Here is a 22,281-nt window from a genome sequence, read left to right on the forward strand (position 1 = left end):
AAGTATCTCTAAATTGATATACGGCTGTGGTCCGAATCTATAGTAAGACCCTGTCATTTCAATCAAAAAAACCGCCTTTTTCACCAGGCGGTTTTTTGCGTTTTAGCGTTTTTTGATTTCTTCAAGGAGAATCTTGTTCACCATCGGTGGGTTAGCTTGGCCCTTCGATGCTTTCATGATTTGTCCGACTAAGAAACCAATCGCGCGGTCTTTACCATTTTTAAAGTCTTCAATGGATTGCGGGTTGTTATCAAGTGCTTCTGTGACAAGTTTGAGCAGTGCACCTTCGTCAGAAATTTGGACAAGTCCTTTTTCTTTGACGATTGTTTCTGCATCTCCTCCATTTTCGATGAGCTCTTTGAATACCTTTTTCGCAATCTTAGAGGAAATCGTTCCTTTTTCAATAAGCTTGATCATACCAGCCAGCCCTTGCGGCGTTAGCTTTGTATCTTCCAGCTCTTTTTGAGCAGAGTTTAAGTATGCTGATACTTCACCCATGAGCCAGTTCGATGCTTGCTTCGCTTCTGCACCTTCTGAAATGGTCGCTTCAAAGAAATCAGACATTTCTTTCGTCAGCGTGAGTACCATTGCATCGTATGCAGGAAGGCCAAGCTCATCGATGTAGCGTTTGCGGCGCTCGTCTGGAAGCTCTGGGATGGATGCTCTTACGCGTTCTTTCCACTCGTCATCAATGTACAGCTCCACCAAATCCGGTTCTGGGAAGTAGCGGTAATCATCAGAGCCTTCTTTAACGCGCATAAGAATTGTCTTTTTAGACGCTTCGTCATAACGGCGTGTTTCCTGCTCGATCAAGCCGCCAGAAAGCAATACTTGCTCTTGACGCTTCTCTTCGAATTCAAGGCCTTTTTGTACGAAAGCAAATGAGTTCAAGTTTTTGAGCTCTGTCTTTGTACCAAACTCTTCACGGCCGATTGGGCGAAGAGAAATGTTGGCATCACAGCGAAGTGAGCCTTCTTCCATCTTACAGTCAGAAACGCCTGTATATTGAATAATGGATTTTAATTTTTCTAAGTAAGCATACGCTTCTTCTGGCGTGCGAATGTCTGGCTCAGATACGATTTCAACAAGTGGTGTTCCTTGACGGTTGAAATCGACGAGTGAGTAACCGTCGCCTGTGTGCGTTAGTTTCCCTGCATCCTCTTCCAAATGGAGACGCGTAATACCGATTCGTTTTGTTTTGCCTTCTACTTCAATTTCAATCCAGCCGTTTTCACCGATCGGTTTATCAAATTGAGAAATTTGATACGCCTTTGGGTTATCAGGATAGAAGTAGTTTTTACGGTCAAATTTAGTATCCGTTGCGATTTCACAGTTCAGCGCCATAGCCGCTTTCATCGCAAAGTTCACCGCTTCTTTGTTCAGTACAGGCAGTACGCCAGGATATCCAAGGTCGATGACACTTGTTTGCGTGTTGGCAGCTGCACCAAAAGGTGTCGGCGAGCTTGAGAAAATTTTCGATTGTGTTTTTAGCTCTACGTGGACTTCAAGTCCAATTACCGTTTCAAAGTTCATTCTGATTCACCCCTTACAGTTCAGGTTTTGCTTTATGATGATCTGTTGCTTGCTCAAAAGCGTGAGCCACGCGGTACACTGTTCCTTCGTCAAAGTGCTTGCCGATGATTTGCAGTCCTAACGGAAGGCCATTTGCAAATCCACAAGGCACACTGATTCCTGGAACGCCTGCAAGGTTAACAGGGATCGTTAAAATATCGTTTGCGTACATAGTCAATGGATCGCTTGTCTTTTCACCAATGTTAAATGCAGGAGTTGGCGTTGTCGGTCCTACAATGACATCATACTTTTCGAAAACATCTTCAAAGTCTTTTTTGATCAATGTACGGACTTTTTGCGCTTTTTTATAGTACGCATCGTAATATCCTGAGCTTAGCGCGAATGTACCAAGCATGATGCGGCGCTTCACTTCGTCTCCGAAGCCTTCAGAACGAGTATTTTTGTATAAATCAATCAGGTTGTCTGCATTATCTGTACGGTAGCCATAGCGGATACCGTCAAACCGTGCAAGGTTTGCAGATGCTTCTGAAGAAGACAGTAAGTAGTAAGTCGCAAGCGCATATTTAGAATGCGGTAGAGACACTTCTTCCCACGTCGCACCAAGTCCTTCTAATACTTTTAACGCTTGAAGAACAGACTCTTTTGCTTCCTCGCCAACGCCTTCGCCAAGATATTCTTTCGGCACAGCGATTTTCAGACCTTTGATGTCGCCAGTTAATGAAGAAAGAAAATCTGGTACATCGACATTTGCACTTGTTGCGTCCATTTGATCGACACCAGAAATCGCTTGAAGAACATAAGCGTTGTCCTCTACATTGCGTGTAATCGGACCAATTTGGTCTAATGATGAAGCAAATGCAATTAATCCGTATCTGGATACACGTCCATATGTCGGTTTAAGACCTACAACTCCGCAGAAAGATGCCGGCTGACGAATAGAACCGCCTGTATCTGATCCAAGTGAGAACGGTACTTCACCTGCTGCAACAGAAGCTGCTGATCCACCACTTGATCCGCCTGGAACGGTGTTTAAATTCCACGGGTTTTTCGTCGCTTTGAAGCCTGAGTTCTCCGTAGAAGATCCCATTGCGAATTCGTCCATATTTAATTTACCGATTGTGACTGCTTCTGCGTCTCTTAAGCGGTTCACAACGGTTGCATCATAAATTGGATCAAAGTTTTGCAGGATTTTACTTGAAGCTGTTGTACGCAAACCCTTTGTAACAATGTTATCTTTCACACCGATCGGCATACCGAACAATAGGCCAAGCTCGTCCTTTTCACCAACTGCCTCGTCCAATTCCTTTGCATACGCACGAGCTTTTTCTTCGTCCAGTGCAAGGAATGCTTGTACTTTCCCGTCTACTTCATTGATTCGTTTATAAGACTCGTCCACTAAATCAGAAACAGACAGTTCCTTTTTATGTAAAAGCTCTTTTAATTCAGAAATTTTGTGATCAAACAGTGACATGTCTCGGGCCTCCTTTAGTCCAAAATTGATGGCACACGAATATAGCCGTCTTTATGATCAGGCGCGTTTTTGACGACTGCCTCAATGGAAAGACCTTTATTCGGAACATCTTCTCTCATGACGTTTTTCATTTTTAATACGTGTGTAGTAGGTTCAACGTTTTCCGTATCTACCTCGTTTAACTGCTCTGCAAATGAAATGATGCTATCAAGCTGTTCTGTAAACATCTCAGCTTCTTCTTCTGTAATCGCAAGCCTTGCTAAATGCGCAACGTGCTTGACTTCTTCTATTGAAATTCTTGACATGCAGGTTCACCTCCAAAAATGATGCGTAATCGTGGTCATGATCATAAGTCATATACACTTTATCATATCAAATTTTACTGTTCTAAAGCAACTTTACGCAGGTGCGGTAAAAGGTCCGTTCTCTTGAAACGTCTTTATGATCAAATCGATAAAAGAAATATTCATCAGGTGACTTTTTATTTTTCAGAAAATTTTTACTTTTGATTATTTTTGTAATCGCTTACATATCGATTCTTATCATCGATCGGTACATTTTTTCTTCAAAATGAAGAGGTTTAGGCAGGTTGATCACTTGGGAATACTCTGTTAGGTTAAGTAACCATAGCAGTGAGCGGGACAGTCAAACAAAAAAGCTGCCATCGCACTTCTGTATATTTTGATTGAGGTGATGTCAAATTAATACGAAAAAGGTGAGAACACAAAATGAGTATTGAAGTTACAATTTCCTTATCTATTTATTTTATCGGGATGCTTGCCATTGGCTGGTATGCATTCAGGAAAACACATGATTTAAATGATTATATGCTTGGTGGACGCGGGCTTGGTCCATTCGTTACGGCCCTTTCAGCAGGTGCTGCGGATATGAGCGGATGGATGCTGATGGGTGTGCCAGGTGAAATGTATAAAACAGGTTTATCGACAGCCTGGCTTGCGATTGGTTTAATCGTTGGTGCTTACTTGAACTACCTCATTCTTGCACCTCGTTTACGTTCTTATACAGAAATTGCGGATGATGCAATTACGATTCCTGATTTCTTTGATAAACGATTCAAAGGATCATCTGCTTTATTAAAAGCTGTTTCAGCCGTCATCATTTTAATTTTCTTTACGCTGTATACATCGTCTGGGATGGTATCAGGCGGACGTTTATTTGAGTCAGCATTCGGTGCTCACTACATGTTTGGACTGATTTTAACATCAAGTATTGTCATTTTGTATACATTGTTCGGCGGATTTTTGGCAGTGAGCTTAACGGACTTTGTCCAAGGAGCTATCATGTTTTTAGCATTAGTGCTCGTGCCGATCGTTGCCTTTACACAATTAGGCGGACCTGTTGCTACATTCCAAGATATTCAACAGATTGATCCTAAATTGCTAGATATTTTTAGAGGAACGAGCGTCATTGGCATTATTTCCTTCCTCGCTTGGGGACTAGGTTACTTTGGACAGCCGCATATTATCGTGCGCTTTATGGCCATTACGTCTGTAAAAGATTTAAAACCAGCACGCCGAATCGGAATGAGCTGGATGATTATTTCAGTGATTGGATCACTGTCTGTCGGTTTAGTGGGTGTTGCCTATGTTCATGAAACGGGCATGAACCTTGCTGACCCTGAAACCATCTTTATCGTCTTTTCTAAAGTATTGTTCCATCCATATATCACTGGATTTTTACTTTCTGCGATTTTAGCTGCGATTATGAGTTCAATTTCGTCTCAGCTGCTTGTCACAGCAAGTGCAATGACAGAGGATTTATACAGAACGTTCTTTAGGAAAACAGCATCAGACAAAGAGCTTGTCATGATTGGCCGCATGTCTGTACTCGTTGTCGCTGTGATCGCCTTATGCCTTTCACTTAACCCAAGTGACACCATTCTTGATCTTGTCGGTTATGCATGGGCAGGATTTGGTTCTTCATTCGGTCCAGTCATCTTGCTTTGCCTATACTGGAAACGAATGAATCATCATGGTGCCCTAGTTGGGATGATCGTTGGGGCAGTTGTGGTTCTGACATGGATTACGACAGGTCTCAACCATGCCACAGGTATTTATGAAATGATTCCAGGCTTTACGCTAAGTGGATTAGCTGCCATTATTGTCAGCTTATTGACAAGTAAGCCGTCAAAAGCATCAAAACAGCTATTTAACAAAATGGAAGATCATCTTGAGGAAGAAACAAAATAAAGAATTGAAGAGTCATCTGCCCTATGCGGATGACTCTCTTTTTAAATAAAATAAAAAGCTTTTCTTTCTTCAGAAACTGAATAAAATAAGAGTTGTGCAGCCATATGGGCTGTGAGAAGATCATATACATGTTGTGAAACGTACATGAAGTGAAAGGAGCGATACGCATGTTTTGGACAATTGAATGGGATACAGTCTTAAAATTAGCCGTGGCCACCTTAATCGGGCTGATTATCGGGCTTGAACGAGAGTTGAAGAAAAAGCCCCTCGGCTTAAAAACGTGTATTGTCATTGCTGTCAGCTCCTGCGTCTTAACCATCATCAGCATTGATGCAGCCTACAATTTCCCTCGAGTCTCTAAGCTTCAAATGGACCCACTCAGGTTACCGGCGCAAATTATATCTGGTGTTGGTTTTATTGGAGCAGGTGTGATTCTTCGAAAAAGCAATGATGTCATCTCAGGTCTCACGACTTCTGCGATGATCTGGGGAGCAGCAGGACTTGGGGTTGCAACCGGTGCAGGATTTTATAAAGAAGCCTTCCTCAGCCTTTTCTTTATTCTGATTAGTGTCGAATTCCTGCCATGGCTCTTCCAGCGGATCGGACCGATTCGCCTGCAGGAAAAAGAAATTCGCATCAGAATGTCTCTTTCTGACAGAAACCGCATGACCGATATTTTAAAAGAAATGAAAGCCCTCAATATCCGCATTCATTCTGTACGAATTGATGATTTAAAAGAAAAAGACTATCCAATCATGGAAGTACGCGTACGTGTGCATAAAGACCGCTATACAACCGATGTGTACTTTGATATTAAAGATCTAGAAGGCGTCGTTGGCGTGAAGTGTGATACGGTATAAAAGGTGATGAGACAAAAGTCTCGTCACTTTTTTTATGGGATAAGGGGTTGAACCATTTTGAATATTCAAATAAAATACAAATTATGAAATAAATGATAAAAGGAGATTTTTCATGGGCTCTATGGATCGTAAAACACGTATATTTCTTTTTAGCGGAATTCTAGCAGTACTCTTATTAGCTGTCCTTTTCACCGCACATTATGTCATTCCCGTATCAACGAATGCAGCAGACAAGAAACAAACGAAAACACCAAAAAATATTATTTTTATCGTTGGTGATGGAATGGGGATGCCCATGATCAAAGCCTACCGCACATTCAAGCAGGAAAAGCATGCTTCTTTAAAAGGAAAAACCGTCTGGGACCCTTATTTAGTCGGGATGCAGACCACACATCCAGATGATCCTCGAGATAATATTACTGACTCAGCTGCCGCAGCAACAGCCATGGCGACTGGAAAAAAGACATACAATGATGCCATCGCCGTCAATCATGAAAAACAACCTCTTAGAAGTGTCGTTGAAGCAGCGAAGGAAGCAAAAATGAAAACAGCTTTTGTTGTCTCATCTGACATCACCGATGCAACACCCGCCGCTTTTGGCACACATAACGTCTCCCGAAAAAATAAAGAACAAATTGCAGACCACTTTTTTGATGAGAAAATAGGCGGAGAACACAAAGTTGATATCCTTCTAGGTGGCGGAATGCAATATTTTGATCGAAAAGACCGTAATCTTGTTCAAGAATTTAAAAAGAGCGGGTATTCCATTCTGCGATCAAAAGATGATTTAACCTCTCAATCATCTTCGAAAATGCTCGGCTTATTCCAGGAGGACGAGCTGGATCGAGCCATCGACCGTCCGAAGCATGTGCCTAAGTTAAAAGACATGACGCAGGCAGCACTCACCCAATTGAATCAAGACAACCAGCATGGTTTTTTCATGCTACTTGAAGGCAGCACCATTGATTCTGCTGGACATGAAAATGATGTGGTGGGTGCAATGAGTGAGATGGAGGATTTTGAGAGAGCAGTTCAAACAGCCCTTCAGTTCGCGCAAAAAGATCAAGAAACACTTGTCGTTATCACGGCAGATCATGCGACTGGCGGTTTTTCGTTTGGCACAGATGGGATGACAAGTGAGACTGGCTACAAATGGGACCCAGTGCCCATCTTAGCTGCTAAGAAAACACCTGTTTACATGGCTAAGAAAATTGCAGGCGGCCAATCTGTACGTGGTGTCCTTCAGACCTATATTGATCTCTCTCTCTCAGAAGGCGAAATCTCACAGGTAGAAAAAGCAGCACAGTCAGGAAATGCCAGTACGATCCAACTCAGCATCCAACATATTTTCGATCAGCGTTCTTTCTCAGGCTGGACAACCTTTGCCCATACAGGTGAGGATGTCCCTGTCTATGCATATGGACCTGGTAAAGCAGCCTTTAAGGGCTGGATCGATAATACAAAGCAAGGAAAGAACCTGTTTCAAATCATTGAATCACCATCCATCTATCGTCCATAAAAGCAATCCCCGCCTCATCATATAGGCGGGGATGTTCATTTTAAGATTGACTTAACTTTGTAAAGTCAAACGTCGTAATAGGTGCTGCTTCTTCAATGTCGGACCGGAAGCCGGCGAGCATCGCCTTCTCTTCTTCTCCGATGTCAGCCAAATCAAATGCTTGGTGCAGCAAGCCATAGATCAGCATGTGACGTAGACGAAGGAAATCAGGAATGTAGGCAAGCCACTCATCCCCAAGTTCATTCTCTTCACGATAGCCTTTAAGGAACTGTTTCATAAAGTTTCCTGCAAAAGCAGCTTTGTCTTCGTATGGAATCACTGGGTACCATAAGACATTGTATAGCAAAATGCTAATGTCATTCATAAACCAGTTGTACCCAATATCATCGAAATCGAAGGTCGTAATTTTCCCTTGATCCCAGTGGAAGTTTCCGTGATGAAGATCCGCATGAACCAATCCGTACGTATCCTGATTTTTCGGAAGCTTTGCCAGCTTTTCCATCAACCGATCCGCTTGTTCAAAAACAAGCGTCTGATCTGCTGGCACATATTTACGCAGTTTAAGCTGCTCCTCTTCATCCCACTCTTGTCTTTTATAACGCGGGTCTGACAAATGATAGCTTTTTGTCAGTTTGTGCATTCGGCCTGTGTACTGTCCAAGGGCATAAAATAATTCATCGTTCCAGTCCGCCTCTTCGACTTTACGACCTGGTGCTTTTTCATAGACTCGAAGCAAGAAGGCGCCGCCCTGCCCATCGTCTACTTGCTCGATATCACGGCCATTTAATGAAGCAATTGGTTTCGCAACGGAAAGTCCACCCTTCGCTAAATGATGCAGCCATTCCATTTCACCTAAAATATAATCAGGTGATCTGCGGATGGTATGGGTAATTTTTAAAATGAAAGACTCTCCGTCTTTTTTTAGTTCATACACATAGTTTTCTGCATCTGCGATAAAGTGGATATCACTTCGCTTGACTCCGTATAAATGAGTAGCCTCATCTAAAATTTTTGATTCTTCATATATGGCTTTTACATCTTTATGCATGCTGATTCTCCCTCTTCATATATTTTGCTAATTCGCGAATGGTGTGTTTTTCAGCAAAATTCAAATCATCAACATACCAACCCTTCTTTTCAATCTCTACTTCCATTTTGACAGCAAGTAAAGAATTTCCTCCTAAATCGAAAAAGTCGTTGTCAATTCCTACTTTTTCCACATGAAGAATGTCACACCAAATGTCTAAAAGTAATGCCTCACGTTCATTGGTTGGCTGTGCATAAAGCCCTTGATCCTGCGTAATTTCTGTCGTTAATAATGAACGAAGACTTTCTTCATCATGAACCTGGAGGGCTTTTACATAACCGCTATGCAGCGTTTGATCTGTTTGAACCGTTTCCCATGTAAAACCTTTAGAAGCGAGATAACTTGCTGTCTCCATCTTGTGACCCTCTTTTTCTTCATTCGAATGCTGAGGAGGTGACAGGTGATCGACGATTTGAATGTGATCACTCAATGAACCGATTTCTCCCACTTGTATACGATACGTTTGCTGCCCCTCGATCTCCTGAATCTGGTGCTCTTCCATAAATGACTTGAATAGTTCATTACGTCCGGTTGATACAAACGTAAATTCAATGGAAGAAAGCTGGTGCTGACGGCTGTATTCGGCGAGCCATGTCAGACATTTTTGCTCAATTCCTTTCCCTAGAGCACGACAGCTCAGCATCCATGCATCAATTTTCAAGGTGTCGTCTGCATGATGAGCCAAGATCGCTCCTACAATCCCTTCATGACTGAAGCGATCCGCTGCCTCAATGATCCAGCCCTGGACATGCTCATTTTCCATCCGCTCTCTCAGCTGCTGTTCATCAAAGTGCTGATCATTTAAGCGGAATTGGTTAATGCGGCTGCTCATTTGTGCCACACGTGCAAGGTGCTGCTCTCCCCACTCTGTTACACTCATGTGCAAGTTCAAATCTTGTAAAAATTGTTCCATTGACGGCGACTCTGCTTTCTCTTTTTGACGAGCTCTTTCAGCCTTGTAGCTCATGGTTCGCCCTCTATCCTCATCCGTAACATCATAACGGTCAAATGCCCAAGCATGCTCAGCAAATAATGGAATGGCTTTTTCATTGGCAGGTAAGAGCAGTGTCATCACTTCTGGCAGTTCTTCATTCATTCGTAAGCACTGAGCTGGATCATCATCTAAGAAAATAAACTGAGATAATGAAAGGTTCAGTGAATCTGCCATCTCTTTTAAATGTGAAGGTTTACTTTCCCAATTGATTCGCCAATCGACAATATCGTCTTTTTGTAAGACCATATCTGGGTGGTTTTCAAACACACGCCACACATCTTCTTCATTATTTCTGCTGCTTAGGACAAGCAGCATTCCCTCTTGTTGTTTTTGCTTTAAGAAGCGCTGAAGCATTTGATGTTCTGGCGTAATATCAATGCCTTCCACACCGTCTTCTGAAACAATACCTCTCCACAGCGTATGATCACAATCAATGGCGGCTACCTTAAATGGTGCACCTTGCCATGCTACAATCTCTCGCGCGACTTTTGTACCGATAGCTCCACAAAAGACTTCAGTGAATGGGAGATGCGCCGCTTGCTCTCCTTTTTCATCAAAGATATCCTCAATCTGATATTGCTGAGCAAGCTGACGACAGTCGATCAACTGAACACCGCCTATCTCGGATAACTGATCAATCCACTCTTGTTCCACGTCTTGCAACGTGTCCCTAAGAGCCGCACTTATCGGCAAAATACCAACAAAATATAGGTTATGTTTTGTTTTTGATTTCAGAACGTTTGCTAGTTCTTCTGCATGCTCTGAAGCCAGTTTTTTCTTTTCTTCCAGTGAGAGATGAGCTGGACCAGCGATATCCTCCAGACGAATGAGTAGAAGATTTGCGCCGTTTTTCTTCTTTGAGATAAGGCTGCGCTCATTTAACAGCTCCTGATACACCTGCCCATACGGTGCAAATTGAATATCGAGCTGCACATCAAACTGTTTGGTCCAATACTGAATGTAAGGAGCAACTAGATCTGCTGTAAATGTCGAGCTTACTGTAAGCACAAGTGGTTCTTTTTTCTCTGCACGGTCCCTTTTCTCTTTTGCTGCTCGTTCTTCTTCCTGTGAAAGCACAGCGAAATCCTTGAGCAATTGATCAGGTGTTTGAACAGCCTGTTCGACCAAGTGCTGGAAGTGCTTGACGAAAGTTTGCATCGTCTCATGTTTAAAAAGAGCAAGATTGTATTGAAGGACGCACTTTAACTCACCTGTTACCTCTCTGACAACATCCATTTTCATATCGAGTTTGGAAATCCCCTTTGCAAACTCATGCGTTTCAAAGGTCAGTCCATCAGCTTCAATTTTAATATTCGGATCGTATTCATTGTGATAGATAAGCATCGTATCAAAGAATGGATTGCGATGCGGCCTTGTTTTTGGATTCAAATGCTCGACCATTTGGTCAAACGGGTATTCTTGATGGTCGTATGCATCGAGCAGAACTTGTTTTGTCTGTACCAATTGTTCTATAAAGGATGCTTCTTGTGCCATGTCTAGTTTTATTGGCAGGAAGTTCGTAAACATCCCAATCGTATGCTCGATATCTGCATGACGTCTTCCAGCCACAAGTGAACCGACAATCAGTTCTTGCTGATCGGCATAGCGTGAGAGCAGCAGTCCATATAGCTGGAACAAGATGACGTTATTGGTCAGCTGATATCGTTCAGCCAGCTGTTCAATTTTCTCAACGATGTGCGGTTCAATATTAAATTTGATCGCTCTTCCTAAAAAAGATTGTTCCTTCCGTTCAAAATCATATGGCATTGTTAAAGTCGGAACATTTGAGCCCATTTGCTCCTTCCAATATTCCTGTTGCTTTTGAAACATCTCGCTGCGGAAATATTTGTCTTGCCACTCTGCATAATCTTTATATTGCACAGTCAGTTCCGGCAAGGTTTCACCGCGATAGAGCTCAGTAAATTCTTTAATAAAGATGTTCATGCTCGCTCCATCAGCGACAATATTATGCATATCAACTAATAAAAGATGATCATCTTCCGTGATTTTCACAAAACGCACACGAATCAATGGTGCGGCCTTTAAGTCAAATGGACGAATGAAGTCATCGATTTGTGCTTCTAATTCTTGTTCCTCAGCCTCAGTCATTTCAACAGCAAATTGAAAATCATCATGGACGCGCTGAACAGGTTCTCCATCCTTTAATTCAAAAGTCGTTCGTAAGGTTTCATGACGATCAATCAATTGCTTAAAAGTCTGTTCAAAGCGCTCAACGTCGATTTCACCTTTACATCTCAGAGCCATTGGCATGTTATAAGAAGTCACTTGACCAATACGCTGATGAATGAGGAATGTTCGTCTTTGAGCGGCGGATAATGGGTACGTGTCTTTCTGTTCCACCGGTTCAATTTTGAAATATTGATTCTTCTCTGCCTTTTCAATGAATGCTTGGAGCTTCTCAATCGTCGGATTGTTGAACATATCTGTGAGCGTTAGTTCTACACCGAACTCTTTGTGAATTTGAGAAATAAGACCGGTCGCATTTAACGAATGTCCGCCAAGCTCAAAGAAATGATCGTCTCTTCCCACCTTTTCAATTCCTAAAATATCTTTCCACATCCGCTGTAATGTTGCTTCTATATCATTCGCTTCGGCGGCTTGATATTGATTGTTTTCTTCTATTTCCTGTCCCTTTTCCTTCGGCACTACCATTTGCACACCTGAAGACGAGGATAACGCGGCTGTATCTACCTTTTCAATCCAATATCTTTGTCGTTCAAACGGATAAGTTGGCAGGGATACTTTTTGATTAGATTTCTGTTTTCGTAATTTTGTCCAGTCAACTGGCACTCCTTGAAGCCAGATGTCACCCAATCTTCCCAGCAGGTAGCGGTCATCTGCTGCCTCTTCTTTCGGGTGACGCATCAATGGAATCGGCTGCTGATGGTGATCCTTTGAGACTTGGCGAATAAAGGCACTTAACGTATTTCCCGGCCCGACTTCAATAAAAATGGGATCAAGCTCCGTTAATAATGTCTCTGCTCCATCACGGAAACGAACTGCTTGCCGCAAGTGGTCAGCCCAGTATGCTGGATCCTGCACTGCTTCATGATCAATCCACGTACCTGTGACGTTAGAAATATACGGGATAGATGGTGCATTCAATTGATACTCAGCTACTTTTTCTTTGAATGATGGCAGGATGTCATCCATCATTTTAGAGTGGAAGGCATGAGAGGTGTGAAGCTTTCTGCACCCATGTCCAGCTGCCTCCAGCTTCTCAGCGAGTGCATCAATAGCTGCAGTCTCACCAGACACCACACATAACTCAGGTCCATTTACTGCCGCAAGTGAAAGGTCACCCGTCAAATATGACAGCACCTTCTGTTCACTCAAAGGTACGCTCAGCATAGAGCCTTTTGGAAGCTGGCTAATCAGCTGTCCGCGATAACACACGAGATCTACGGCATCTTCAACAGACAGTAAACCAGATACGGCAGCAGCAGTGTATTCTCCAATACTGTGACCGATCATCGCCTGCGGTTTGATGCCAAAATGCATCAGCAATTTAGCCAAAGCGTATTCCATACTAAACAGAAGCGGCTGTGTATATTCGGTTTGGTTAATCAATTGAGGATCATCACTTGCTTCTGTTGAGAATAAAATGCTGAATGGGTCAACTGAGACATGCTGTTTGAATTGATTCAAGCATTGATCCAGCGCTTCTTTAAAAACTGGATACTTGTCATAAAGCTGACGCCCCATGTCCACATACTGAGATCCTTGGCCTGGGAAAAGAAAGACGATTGGCCGGCTCGATGTTTGAGAGCTGGCCGTCTTGACCACCTCTTTTGACCTTTGATTCAGCGCCTGTAACATGTCAGCTGTATCACTTCCAAGAATGACACGTTTATGCGGGAAATGATGGCGTCCTGTTTGCAGCGTATAGGCGACATCGCTTAAACGGACATGCTGCTGATGCTGCAGTAAATAGTCAGCAAGACGATCCGTCATTTTTTCAAGGGCTGCTGGTGTTTTCGCAGATAATAAAAGAAGTTCACTATCTTCTGTGCGATCTGCTGCGACACGTGCAATAGGTGCTTCTTCTAAAATGACATGAGCGTTTGTTCCACCAATCCCAAATGAGCTTACACCTGCCCTGCGAGGAGATGCCTGCTCGCTCCATGGCGTCAAGTCTGTATTTACAACGAAAGGCGAATCATCAAATTCAATTTTCTCATTCGGTGTTTCAAAATGAATCGTCGGCGGAATCACTTGATGCTTTAAGCTTAATACGGTTTTAATAAAACCGGCGACACCTGACGCATCATTCAAATGACCAACATTTGATTTGACAGAACCAATGCGGCAAAAGCCTTTTTTATCTGTATCAAACGCTTGCTTGAGTGCTTCAATTTCAATCGGATCTCCAAGTGTTGTTCCGGTTCCATGTGCTTCAATATAAGAAATGGATTCAGGTTCAACCTCGGCCATTCGAAGTGCTGTCTTAATAGCTGATACTTGGCCTTTCGTACTCGGTGCTGTATACCCTACTTTTCTATTTCCATCATTATTAATAGAAGATCCTTTAATGACAGCATAAATGTGATCGCCGTCCTCAATTGCATCCTCTAAATTTTTTAAAATAACTGCTCCTGCACCATCTCCAAAAACGGTTCCATCTGCTTTATTATCAAAGACGCGGCAGTGTCCGTCGGATGAATGAATCATGCCTTCTTGATAAAGATAGCCCGATTTTTGCGGCAGGCGAATGGACACACCACCTGCAACCGCCATATGACAGTCTCCGCTTAATAAAGCCTGAACAGCTAAATGAATCGACACCATTGAGGTCGAGCAGGCGGTTTGCACCACCATACTCGGTCCTTTTAGATTTAATTTATAAGAAATCATCGTTGCCAAATAGTCACGCATATTTAGAACAGCAGCTTCCAGCGTTTTTGAATCCTCACCTTGAGCAGCCCCTTGAAGTGCTCTCATGACCCACTCTGTATTGATTCCTGCACCTGTATAAAGGCCGATTTGGCCTTTATATTCAAACGGATCATACCCAGCATCTTCAAGCGCCGTCCAAACACATTCATGAAACAGTCTGAACTGCGGATCCATCATGGCTGCTTCCTTTGGAGTATAATCAAAGAAATCCGCATCAAATAAATCGACATCGTCAAGCATCCCTTTTGCTTTGACAAAACGAGGGTTTTTCAATAAGGCTTCATCTGTACCTTCACGTCGTAATTCTTCCTCTGTAAAAAAGGAGATTGTTTCTTTTCCTTTTTTCAGATTCTCCCAGTATTCATCTACGTTTTTGGCACCTGGAAAACGACCTGCAAGACCGATAACAGCAATTTCTGCGCCATGATAGTGATTCGTTGTATCATTCATTCTCGATTCCGCCTCTCAATCTTTTATTCCGTTGCTGTTTAAAACGAGCTCTTCGATCACCTGATGTGACGACGGCTAGTTCTTCTTCCATCGTATCTTCCTTCGATTCCTCAGAAGGCTGGATATATTTTGCAAGCTCAGCGACAGATGGATACGTAAACAATGTCACCACCGCTTCATTTGTTTGAAGTGCTTGATTTAACCGATTGGTGACTTGAACAATATCCAGCGAGCTTGCGCCTAAATCAAAGAAGTTGTCGTGAATGCCCACTTGCTCCATCCCCATAAAATCCTGCCACACTTGACAGATCACTTTTTCAGTTTCATTTCGAGGAGCCACATATGGATTGCCCAGCTCTGGTCTTTCGTGCTTAGACACTTCATATGAATCCGCACTCGCTGCAGCCTTCGATTCTAGTGACAGCCATTGATCTATCCGTTCTTCAAGATTTCCTGTGGACACGAGCATGTGGCGATTCTGCCGGGTAGACAGAACATATTGGAACAGCTCAGCACCCTCTTCTGGTAAAATCGCAAGCTCATTAATCGATTCACCAATTGTGGATTCTAGCTCACCCCAGAAATTCCACGCATCCCAGTTCACACACAACCACGGGGTTTGACTATTTTGATTGAGTCTAGCTGCAAATGCGTCCATATATAAGTTAGCTGCTGAGTAAGCAGAGAATCCTAAGCCCCCGAGCAGTGCACTAATGGATGAAAAGAGGAGACAAAAGTCCGCTTGTTCTTGTTCCAGCAACTGCTCTAGCACATCGAGCCCTTTCACTTTTGATTGGAATTGATCCTCTCCCTGCGCCAATGTAGATGGAATATCTTTAATTGCTCGGAAGGATGTACTTCCTGGTAATCCTGCTGCATGGAACACACCATGAACGCCGCCATGCTTTTTGCGAATGATCTCAAAAACACGTTCCATCTGCTCAAGATCTCCTGCATTCGCCTGCACTGCTTCTACTGTTGCACCTAATCGTTCGAGCTCGAGTACCTTCTCAATTCTCGTGCACTGCGCTTCATCGGCATTCTCTTGTTGAACATATGACGCCCATTCATCTCTTGGCGGCAATGCCGTTCTTCCTGTTAAGTAAAGATGAACATTTCCTTCTTTCGCCAGCATCTTTGATAGAACAAACCCAATGCCGCCCAAACCGCCCGTGATGAGATACACACCATTTGGCCTGATCAGTTTCGGAAGTCCATCTTCTTTTTGCAGGGGCAAACGTTTGTAGCTCTGCACCCAGCGTTGACGATTGCGATACGCTACAAGCTGGTCTTTTCCAGGCTGCATAATTTCCTGCCCAATGAGATCGACAAGTTCCTGTTCCTTCCAAGTCATAACATCCGGCACATCCTCCACATCGATATTCCAGCATTTAATGTGATGATATTCCTGTGAAATGACTTTAACCGGCCCAAGCATTGCGCTTTTCTCTGCACATATCGTCTCATTCCCTGTAACTGGCTGAATTCCGCTAGTGACAGTAAACAAACGGCAATCTCGAATATTTTTTTGTGCAGCAATAGCTTGAGATAAGAAAATTAAGCTGTAATAGCCCTTTTCAATGTGCGTCTGAAATGCGGCTTGGCGATTCATGCCGTCCTCTTCTTTCGCAGATTCCCATAAATGCAGAATCCGATTGATATTGATACCTCTATTAGACAATGAATCTAGCATGTTTCTGTAGTGCTGGCCTTCTGCCGGATTGATCGTAAACGCCTGCTCCAGCTCTTGATAAGCCTCACCTTTTGTGACAGAAATGACCTTGATTCCTTGTTGTTTGAATGATTGTACAAACAGTTCATGAAAGGCATCCTGTTCCTCGAAAATGAGCCACGTTTGTTCTTCTGGTTCTTTTTCGAAAACTGGTTTTAGAGGCTGCTGCTCCCATGAAGGCAGATAAAACCATTCTTCCATCTCTTTTTTCTTCGTTTCCTTAGGAACGGATAGCTGCGGAGAAGCGGTCTTTCCTGCTTCAATCCAATATCGTTTTCGTTCGAATGGATATGTCGGAAGCGATACAAGCTGACGTTCCTCTTGAGTTGGACGCGGCTGCGTTTTGACCTCGTAGCCGCCTGCCCATAGCTCTCCTATTCTTTTTAAGAAATACGCATGGTCATCCGCTTGTTCCCTTGCATGCCTCACCATATTTAGGACATCATGATGAGACTCTTTGTTTTCATGACGTTTCGCAAATGCCGCCAAGGTGTTTCCAGGTCCAACTTCAATGAGAGCTCGTACTTCATCGGTTAACAGCTGTGTCAAACCTTCATGAAAACGAACGGTTCCACGCAGATGGGTGGTCCAATAAGATGCTGTCATCACCTCTTCACTTGCCGCCCAGGTACCTGTCACATTTGATATGAACGGGATCGTCGGCTCATGCAGTTCTACTTTCTCTACGAATTGTTGAAACGCCTCAAGCATCGGCTCCATCATATAGGAATGGAAAGCATGAGAAGTATGGAGCTGTCTTGTTACAATTCCTTTGTCCTGTAGTTTCTTTTCAAAAGCGGTGATATGCTCTGCTTTGCCAGAAACGACACAAAGGTCTTTTGCATTGACAGCAGCAATCGAAAGCGATTCATCGATTATCGAGTTCAGCTCCGCCTCAGGTAATTGCACACTAAGCATGGCGCCTTTTTCCATTCCTTGCATCAATCTGCCTCTTGCCATTACGAGTGTTAATGCAGACTCCAGAGAAAAAACCCCTGACAAGCAAGCGGCAACATATTCGCCGATACTGTGCCCAATCATTGATTCTGGCTCAACACCGCTATGCTGAAGTAATTTTGCTAATGCATACTCAAATATAAAGAGAAGCGGCTGAGCATTTGACGTTTTTGTGATGTCTTCGTTCGTTTCATCCTCTGGAAAAACAATGCCCTTTAAATCAACTTTCTCCGTCTCCAATACATATTTGAAGCATCTATCTACTTCCCATTTGAACACAGGTTCTGCATCGTATAATTCGCGCATCATGCCAGTATATTGAGCACCTTGACCTGAAAACATAAAGGTAGCTTTACGCCATTTTTTGCTTCGGAACACACTGGTTTCAAGCTGCTTCTGCTGCAGCCATTCATCAGCAGAAGCGAGTACAATGGCTTTTCGGTATGGAAATTGTTTTCTGCCATAGCGCAATGTATAAGCAATATCTTCAAGCGAAACTTGAGGATGCTGTATCACGTACTGCTTTAATTGATCTGTCATTTTCACTAAAGCGGTATCCGTTTTTGCAGATAAAACAAGCAGCTGCTTTTGCTTAGAAGCTGGCTTTTGTTTCACCTGTATGCCTTCTTCTATGATCATATGGGCATTCGTCCCGCCGATACCGAAAGAACTAACCCCTGCTCTTCTCGGCTTATCTGATTCCTTCCAATACAGCGCCTTTTGATTCACATAAAACGGTGTATCTTTGAAAGGAATCTCCTGATTGGGTGATTCATAATGAATGGTTGGCGGGATCGTTTTGTGCTGGATAGCCAAAATGGCTTTAAACAGACCTGCAATCCCTGCCGCGCTATTTAAATGTCCGACATTACTTTTAACTGAACCGATTGGTATTGTCAGAGGCTCTGTTCCTTTGAACACTTGGCTAAGGGCGGATACTTCAATTGGATCTCCCATTTTTGTCCCCGTACCATGTGCTTCTAAATAACCAATAGACGCGGGATCTATACCTGATTTTTCATACGTTTCTTTTAATACCTCTGCCTGTCCTTCCACACTCGGAGCGGTAAAACCAGCTTTTCGACTGCCATCATTGTTCACACCAACTCCTTTGATGACCGCATGAATCGGGTTGCCATCTCTTATCGCATCTTCATAACGTTTTAACAGAACGATCCCCGCTCCATCTCCGAAAATGGTTCCGCTCGCCTCTTGGTCAAACGGACGGCAATGGCCATCTTTTGATTGAATCATTCCATCTTGATAGATATAGCCGATATTTTCTGGAGAACTGACCGTCACACCTCCAGCCAGCGCTGCATCACATTCTTGATTCAATAATGCTTGACAGGCCATGCCAATATTGACAAGTGAGGTCGAACAAGCTGTCTGCATCGTCACACTAGGCCCGTGTAAATTCAATTTATAAGAAAGCTGCGTACTAAAGAACTCACGATCATTTAACAGCATTGCGCTGAATTGCTCGGTTGCTTCCATTTGATGGGCAAAGCGTGTCAGCCATTCATGATTTGGGCTTGTTCCTGTATAAACTCCAATTTTCCCTGCCATTCTGTCAGGGTCACAGCCAGCATCCTCCAGCGCCTCCCAAGCACATTCATGCAAGAGCCTGAATTGTGGATCCATTAGCTCCGCCTCTCTAGCAGAATAGTTGAAGAAATCTGCATCAAAGCCTTCGATCTCTTGTAAACGTCCTTTTGCTCCAATAAAATTCGGATGCTGATAGACTGACGCATCCAGCCCTGCTTTCTTGAGTTCTTCTTCTGTGAAAAAGTGAATCATTTCTTCGCCCTTCACAAGACGCTGCCAAAAGTCTTCTAGCGATGAAGCCCCTGGGAATCTTCCTGCCATTCCGACAATCGCAATATCTGGACTTTCTTGTGATGTGTTTCTTTCTGGGTAAGAAGCTGGTGTTTGCTCACGTTCCGTCTGTTCTTTAAATAAATATTCAGAAAGACTTGCCACTGTAGCAAATCGATACAATTGAACAGTGTCAATTTGTTGGTCCATTCGCTCAGAGATTTTTGCTGCAAGCTGAGATATATCAAGTGATGTCGCACCAAATTCAAAAAATGGCGATTCATCATCCATTTGATCAAACCCAAAATGAGTTTGAACAATGGCGTGAATATCTTTTTGTAAAGAGGCGAGCGAAGGAAAATCACGCTTCACAGCCTTCGGCTTTTGTGGTTCAGTTGCTGCCACCGTTTTTGTTTGTACAGAGAAATCTGTTTTATGAAATGGATAGCCTGGAAGCGGAATGCGCTGCCTATTCTTCTCCTCAGTTAAAGGAAAAGCTAAGTCGACCCCCATTTCCCAAAGAACACCTGCAACTTGAAGCAGGTCGCCATCAAGTGGTTCAGTTGTTTTTTCTACTCCTTTTTCAACCACAATCCCTTGTTTCTTTGAAAGATCAATCATCAAGGCGGTTGATTCTTGTTTGAACAAAGGTGATTTTACAGGCTGCTCTATATCAAGGAAACGCTTTACAGACGTTGGGTCGAAAGTAGCTAGTTCCTCTCCTGTCTGCGCAATGTAAACAGGCTGTTGGAGTGTCTTTTGAGGCAATGCAGCCAGCTTTTGATTAATCATCTGGTTGTCATGAAGGCGGTATACAATAGACGCCGCCTCTGTTAGCTCAAGCCCGCCTGCTGCACATAAAGCTGTCCACACCCCGCTGCCCTCTCCAATCCATCCGTCTGGTTCAATCCCGATTGATCTTAGCTGGCTGGTAAAAGCCGATGTCATGATCAGCATAGCCACTTCTGCGTGACTGTTTTGTTTGAAATGGAACAGCTCGTCTTTTTTAATAGGTATCACGGATTGGATGAGGCTCATTAAACGATCCACTTCTGTTTTAAATGAAAGATCTTTTTCATACAGCTTGATGTAACCACGTAATCCTGCTTCATGAAAACCAGTCAGCCTCATGCTTATCCGTTTATAAAGAAGACTTTCTCTGCCTGATGTCTCTTCGTTTAGCCCTTGCAACTGTTCTAATAATTCACCACGTGTTGAACAGACAAGCGTTTTTCGATATTTAAAGGCTTTTCTTCCACTTTGTAAGGTATAAGCTGCTTGACCAAGTGAGAGTTCATGAAGTGAGGAGACATAATCCTTCAAGTTTTTTGTCATGTTCTTCAAATCATGCATTGATCTTGCTGACAGCACGATTAATTCTTTGGACGAGGCTGTGTTGTTTGCTTTTCTCAGCTTCGCCTCTTCTAAGATGACATGGGCATTTGCTCCCCCTATACCAAAGGCACTGACTCCAGCTCTCCTTGGCAAATGAGACGTCTTCCACTCCTCTTTATCTGTTCCAACATAAAATGGTGTTTGATCAAATGGAATACGGTGATTTGGCTTCTCAAAGTGCGGCATTGGAGCAAATTGACGATGATGCAGCATCATGACTGTTTTGATAAATCCAGCTACACCGCTGGCGGCATCTAGATGCCCAATATTGGCTTTGACTGATCCAATTCGGCAAAAGCCTTCTTGATCTGTTTGAAATGCACGAGTAAGTGCCTCAATCTCAATCGGATCTCCAACAGGCGTACCTGTTCCATGTGCTTCGATGTATGAAATTGTCTCTGGTTCTGTCTCAGCCATTTCTAATGCAGATTCAATGACACTCGCCTGTCCACTGACACTCGGGGCTGTATAGCCGACTTTATTGCTTCCATCATTATTGGTTGCAGATCCTTTTACAACGGCATAAATAAAATCCCCGTCTTCTATCGCATCTTTTAAGCGTTTTAGTGCAACAACGCCTGCACCTTCACCAAAAATGGTCCCTTTTGCTTTTTCATCAAACGGACGGCAATGGCCATCAGGGGAATAAATCATTCCTTCTTGGTATTGATATCCTGTGATCTGCGGCTGATGGAGTGTGACGCCACCCGCTAGTGCAAGGTCGCATTCGCCGCCGATTAATCCTTGGCAAGCCATATGGATAGCAACAAGCGACGTGGAGCAAGCCGTTTGCACCGATACGCTTGGACCTTTTAGATTTAATTTATAGGCAACCCGGGAAGCGAAGGACGGGTCATTGAGATGCATGATTTGAAACACATCTTCATTCTTTTCAAGAGATGACATATGCTGCCCCATCCACGATAAATTGCTAGATGCCCCGGCATAAAGACCAATTAATCCTTCGTATTGCTCAGGCTCATAGCCAGCGTCCTCTAGCGCATGCCATGTGCATTCGTGCATCAATCGAATTTGCGGGTCCATAATGGATGCCTCTCGCGGAGAGTAGCCAAAAAAGTCTGCATCAAAAGATGATGCATTTTCTAAATATGGCTTCGCCTTCACATAATCAGAACGTTTTAGAAGCGTCTCATCTACACCCGCTGCCTTTAATTCTTCATCAGTGAAAAACGTAACGGATTCTTTCCCTTGCGATATATTTTCCCAAAACGTTTGGACATTCGGTGCTCCGGGAAACGTACCTGCTAATCCTACGACTGCAATTTCAAGTCCAGATTCGATCCATTGCTCTTGATCAGACATACGCTGCATTTCTCC

Annotated in this window: 9 protein-coding genes; 3 read left to right on the forward strand and 6 right to left on the reverse strand. The window is 43.3% G+C overall.

The annotated features are described in order from the left end of the window. Window positions 1-102 precede the first annotated feature (102 nt). From gatB to gatC, 3 genes are read right to left on the reverse strand one after another with little or no spacing between them, the layout of a single operon-like run. Entirely contained in the window at window positions 103-1,533 is a 1,431-nt protein-coding gene (gene gatB, locus AC20OE_RS15360) for an Asp-tRNA(Asn)/Glu-tRNA(Gln) amidotransferase subunit GatB (RefSeq protein WP_059374649.1), read from the reverse strand. 13 nt (window positions 1,534-1,546) lie between these two features. Continuing rightward, complete coding sequence (gene gatA / locus AC20OE_RS15365) at window positions 1,547-3,004, reverse strand: Asp-tRNA(Asn)/Glu-tRNA(Gln) amidotransferase subunit GatA (protein WP_487268963.1); 1,458 nt, start codon at window positions 3,002-3,004, stop codon at window positions 1,547-1,549. 14 nt (window positions 3,005-3,018) lie between these two features. Next, entirely contained in the window at window positions 3,019-3,309 is a 291-nt protein-coding gene (gatC, locus tag AC20OE_RS15370) for an Asp-tRNA(Asn)/Glu-tRNA(Gln) amidotransferase subunit GatC (protein WP_024424549.1), read from the reverse strand. Between the two features lie 423 nt (window positions 3,310-3,732). Here gatC and putP point away from each other — a divergent pair, with 423 nt between their 5' ends. The 3 genes from putP to AC20OE_RS15385 all read left to right on the forward strand — a co-directional run bounded on the left by putP (window position 3,733) and on the right by AC20OE_RS15385 (window position 7,593). Further along, window positions 3,733-5,214 carry a sodium/proline symporter PutP gene (putP, locus tag AC20OE_RS15375; RefSeq protein WP_025092651.1) on the forward strand — a complete coding sequence of 494 codons (1,482 nt, stop codon included), beginning with the start codon at window positions 3,733-3,735 and terminating at the stop codon, window positions 5,212-5,214. Window positions 5,215-5,381: 167 nt separating this feature from the next. After that, window positions 5,382-6,074, forward strand: coding sequence for an MgtC/SapB family protein (locus tag AC20OE_RS15380; protein WP_024424547.1), 693 nt, complete (start codon window positions 5,382-5,384; stop codon window positions 6,072-6,074). 112 nt (window positions 6,075-6,186) lie between these two features. Further along, the gene (locus AC20OE_RS15385) at window positions 6,187-7,593 is read left to right on the forward strand and encodes an alkaline phosphatase (protein ID WP_487268964.1); all 1,407 of its coding nucleotides are present in this window, start codon (window positions 6,187-6,189) and stop codon (window positions 7,591-7,593) included. Window positions 7,594-7,633: 40 nt separating this feature from the next. On the opposite strand, the gene AC20OE_RS15390 is transcribed toward AC20OE_RS15385, so the two are convergent. From AC20OE_RS15390 to AC20OE_RS15400, 3 genes are read right to left on the reverse strand one after another with little or no spacing between them, the layout of a single operon-like run. Next, the gene (locus tag AC20OE_RS15390) at window positions 7,634-8,641 is read right to left on the reverse strand and encodes a phosphotransferase enzyme family protein (RefSeq protein ID WP_025092649.1); all 1,008 of its coding nucleotides are present in this window, start codon (window positions 8,639-8,641) and stop codon (window positions 7,634-7,636) included. Then, a complete protein-coding gene (locus tag AC20OE_RS15395) occupies window positions 8,634-15,041 on the reverse strand; it encodes an HAD-IIIC family phosphatase (RefSeq protein WP_487268965.1) in 6,408 nt (2,135 codons plus the stop codon). The genes AC20OE_RS15390 and AC20OE_RS15395 overlap by 8 nt, the downstream gene beginning before the upstream one ends. Continuing rightward, a complete protein-coding gene (locus AC20OE_RS15400; RefSeq protein ID WP_487268966.1) occupies window positions 15,034-22,266 on the reverse strand; it encodes an SDR family NAD(P)-dependent oxidoreductase in 7,233 nt (2,410 codons plus the stop codon). Before AC20OE_RS15400 ends, AC20OE_RS15395 begins: the two co-directional genes overlap by 8 nt. Between the last annotated feature and the right edge of the window lie 15 nt (window positions 22,267-22,281).

The organism is Bacillus sp. SRI_025, assembly GCF_057592095.1.